Source organism: Pseudochrobactrum sp. AO18b (assembly GCF_000409565.1).
GTDB lineage: Bacteria > Pseudomonadota > Alphaproteobacteria > Rhizobiales > Rhizobiaceae > Pseudochrobactrum > Pseudochrobactrum saccharolyticum.
In genome coordinates, this window is record NZ_ANNO01000405.1 from 1 (window position 1) to 2985 (window position 2985).

3 protein-coding genes are annotated in these 2985 nt (G+C 47.3%); all 3 read left to right on the forward strand.

Features of this window, described 5'->3' with window-relative positions; translation table 11 throughout:
* Nucleotides 1-994: porin (locus A918_RS0115570; RefSeq protein ID WP_022711952.1), on the forward strand; the 994-nt coding region annotated here is incomplete at its 5' end.
* Between the two features lie 287 nt (nucleotides 995-1281).
* A complete protein-coding gene (locus A918_RS0115575; RefSeq protein WP_028233875.1) occupies nucleotides 1282-2208 on the forward strand; it encodes a site-specific integrase in 927 nt (308 codons plus the stop codon).
* A 303-nt stretch (nucleotides 2209-2511) separates the two neighbouring features.
* Complete coding sequence (locus A918_RS0115580) at nucleotides 2512-2871, forward strand: DUF423 domain-containing protein (RefSeq protein ID WP_022711954.1); 360 nt, start codon at nucleotides 2512-2514, stop codon at nucleotides 2869-2871.
* The last annotated feature ends 114 nt before the right edge of the window (nucleotides 2872-2985 follow it).

Consider the following 2985-nt stretch of genomic DNA (forward strand, 5'->3'; position numbering starts at 1 on the left):
GGAAACCTGCCTGCGCATCTCCGGTTATGTTCGTATGCAGGCTGCTGCAGGCCGCGACGCTTATTCCGGTGAAAAATTCGGTTATGATCGCGCTGAGTGGAATGATCAGACCGGTGTTTGGGAAGACAGACATCAGGATACCTATGATATCTATTCCCGTTTCACGCTGCGTACACACACAGCGACTGAAACTGAACTCGGTACTCTGAAAACCTTCACTGAAAACCGTTTCAACTTCTCGAACGGTGGCCAGGGTAGCCATACTCTGAACTTTGCATACATGCAGCTCGGTGGCCTGCGTATCGGTCTCGATGAATCCGCATTCCACACCTTTACAGGTTACCTCGGCGACGTAATTAACGATGACGTGGTTGATGCCGGTAAATATCGTACAAACCTGATCAGCTACACCTTCGCAGGTGGTAACGGCTTCTCGGCGATCGTATCGCTTGAGCAGGGTGGCGGTACTGAGACTGTTGCATATGTTGATCCGACTGGCGGTGTTTCAGTATTCAACTACAACAACCGTATCGACAGCTACATGCCACACGTTGTTGGTGGTCTGAAGTTTGAACAGGCTTGGGGTTCGATCGCCGGTGCTGTTGGCTATGACTCCAACCTCGAAGAGTGGGCCGGTAAGGTTCGCCTCGATGTAAACGTAACAGACCAGTTCTCCGTATGGGTACAGGGCGGTTATTCTTCTTATGAAGAAAACATCGGTATGTACGGTTCATGGGGCGGCGATTGGGCTGTCTGGGGTGGTGCGAAGTTCAAAGCAACTGAAAAAGCTACCTTTAACCTGCAGGCTGCTTACGAAGATTGGGGCAAAACAGCTATTGCTGCAAACGTATCTTACCAGCTGGTTCCAGGCTTCACCATTACTCCAGAACTTACCTATACTTCTTGGAAAAATGGTCACCCTCTGCGTGAAGCAGGCGTTGTTCCTAACAAAGACGCTTTCGGTGGTACAATCCGCTTCCAGCGTTCTTTCTAAGCCATTGGTTTAGTTGGGAAAAAGATACCAGCGGTTATGCCGCTGGTATTTTCGTCTCAAATGGGGCGTTCAAGCGGGGACCATCTTTAACGAGATGCGCTTATACGAATATCAGATGTTAATATTTTGTATGGATGGGGCGAAACAAGACTTTTCGAGGGGGCATATCAGAAAATCAACCAGAGTGGTTATAGAATGCTGGCCTCACAAAAATGTTACTCAGACTTGTTTTATAAAGTTTCTGCCTATAAAGCTCCAAGTCGATCAAACGGCTGGGGGGCCTTATGATGGAGCTGAATCGGGACATTTCTTTCGAAAATTCTGAGAATTTTACGCCTGTAATGGGCTATAATCTCAGTTTTACGTCATCCAATACAAAAACACATCGCATTGTGAATCAGTATTCAGTTACTGATTTATCCGAGCGCTATCTCAATATTTTATGGGACGACGGGTCTCATAAATATAATGTGAGATTATTTCTCGGTGAAATTAATGAGATTCTGAAGGGGGAGCGTTTCAGCGGCTTTAGTCAGGAAATGCTCGACAGAATTATCGGTTCCCTGCGTGAACGCAATAACAGCAATGCAACCATTAATAGAAAAATGGCTGCACTCAGCAAGTTGTTGCGAAAGGCGTATAAGATGGGGGACATCTTTAGCCTGCCGGAATTCATTCGTCAGAAAGAGCGGGCAGGGCGAATTCGTTTTCTTGAACTTGAAGAAGAGGCACGTCTTTTCGCTGCGATTAAAGCACGCTGCGAAAACAGCTATCGGCTGGCCGTGTTTCTGGTTGATACAGGTTGTCGTCTTGGTGAGGCAATCGGCCTGACCTGGAATGATTTACACGATCCGCGTGTCACTTTCTGGCTAACCAAGTCGAACCGGAGCCGTACTGTTCCCTTGACCAAACGTGCCAGAAAAACCTGTAAAATACCGGTTGAACGCCATAAAGGGCCATTTTCCATGCTGACGCAGGTTGAATTCCGCGCAGTGTGGAATGATGCCAAATATGAAGTCGGGCTTGGTACAGATACACAGGTTGTTCCGCATATTCTGCGCCATACTTGTGCATCACGTTTGGTTCGCGGCGGTATTGATATTCGCCGTGTGCAGATGTGGCTTGGTCACCAGACATTGCAGATGACAATGCGTTATGCCCATCTTGCCACCAATGATCTGGATAGTTGCGTAAAAGTGCTGGAAGTTCGCTAAAGATTTCAACGAATTCACGCTGCTTCCTGTAGTCTCGGCGTTGCTGATTGGGGCAATAGCAGTGTGAAGTGTTCAGAAATCCGGTGCGGTGTCCGGATTTGACAGAATATGTATAGCGGCTTTGAGGAGGGTTCGTATCCGGTAATCGTGCGCACTGCATGATTTGCTCTAAACTGTTATAGAAGTTTGCTTTCTTGAGTAAGAACACGTTTTGGCGCGGACTTTTTGACGGCAGCCATTGATTAAAGCTGTGCTTATCTGCATTGATGGCGGGCAGATATGCAATTTACAGGATTTATGAAGATGACTGCTGGCGTTGAACGTCTGTTTCTGTTTTTCTCCGGTTTATCCGGTGCTGCTGCAATGACAAGCTATGCAGCATCTGCACACGGCGATCATGCGTTTTTAGGTGTTGTAGCGCCGATTCTATTGGGGCATGCAGCTGCTTTTTTGGGTTTTTCTTTTTTAAGTGCGCGCAGTCGCGCCATTTACTGGGCAGGCATTCTGGTGCTGCTCGGTCTTGTTTTATTCGCGGGTGATTTGATCTTGCGTGATCTGACGGGCAATAGATTATTTGCTATGGCCGCGCCGACAGGGGGCACATTGATGATTGGCGGATGGCTGATGACAGCTCTGTGCGCATTCATTCCTGTAAAAAAATAATATCATTACAGTCATTTTTCCCGAGAAATCTTAAATTGTAAGGTATTTCGGACGGGAGAAAGACTGTATTTTCCATACAAAAAGCCGCGCTGTCAGCTGACTGCGCGGCTTTTT

Coding starts and splice junctions, on each gene's coding strand:
- A918_RS0115575 (WP_028233875.1), top strand. CDS start 1,282: ATGGAGCTGAATCGGGACATTTCTTTCGAAAATTCTGAGAATTTTACG.
- A918_RS0115580 (WP_022711954.1), top strand. CDS start 2,512: ATGACTGCTGGCGTTGAACGTCTGTTTCTGTTTTTCTCCGGTTTATCC.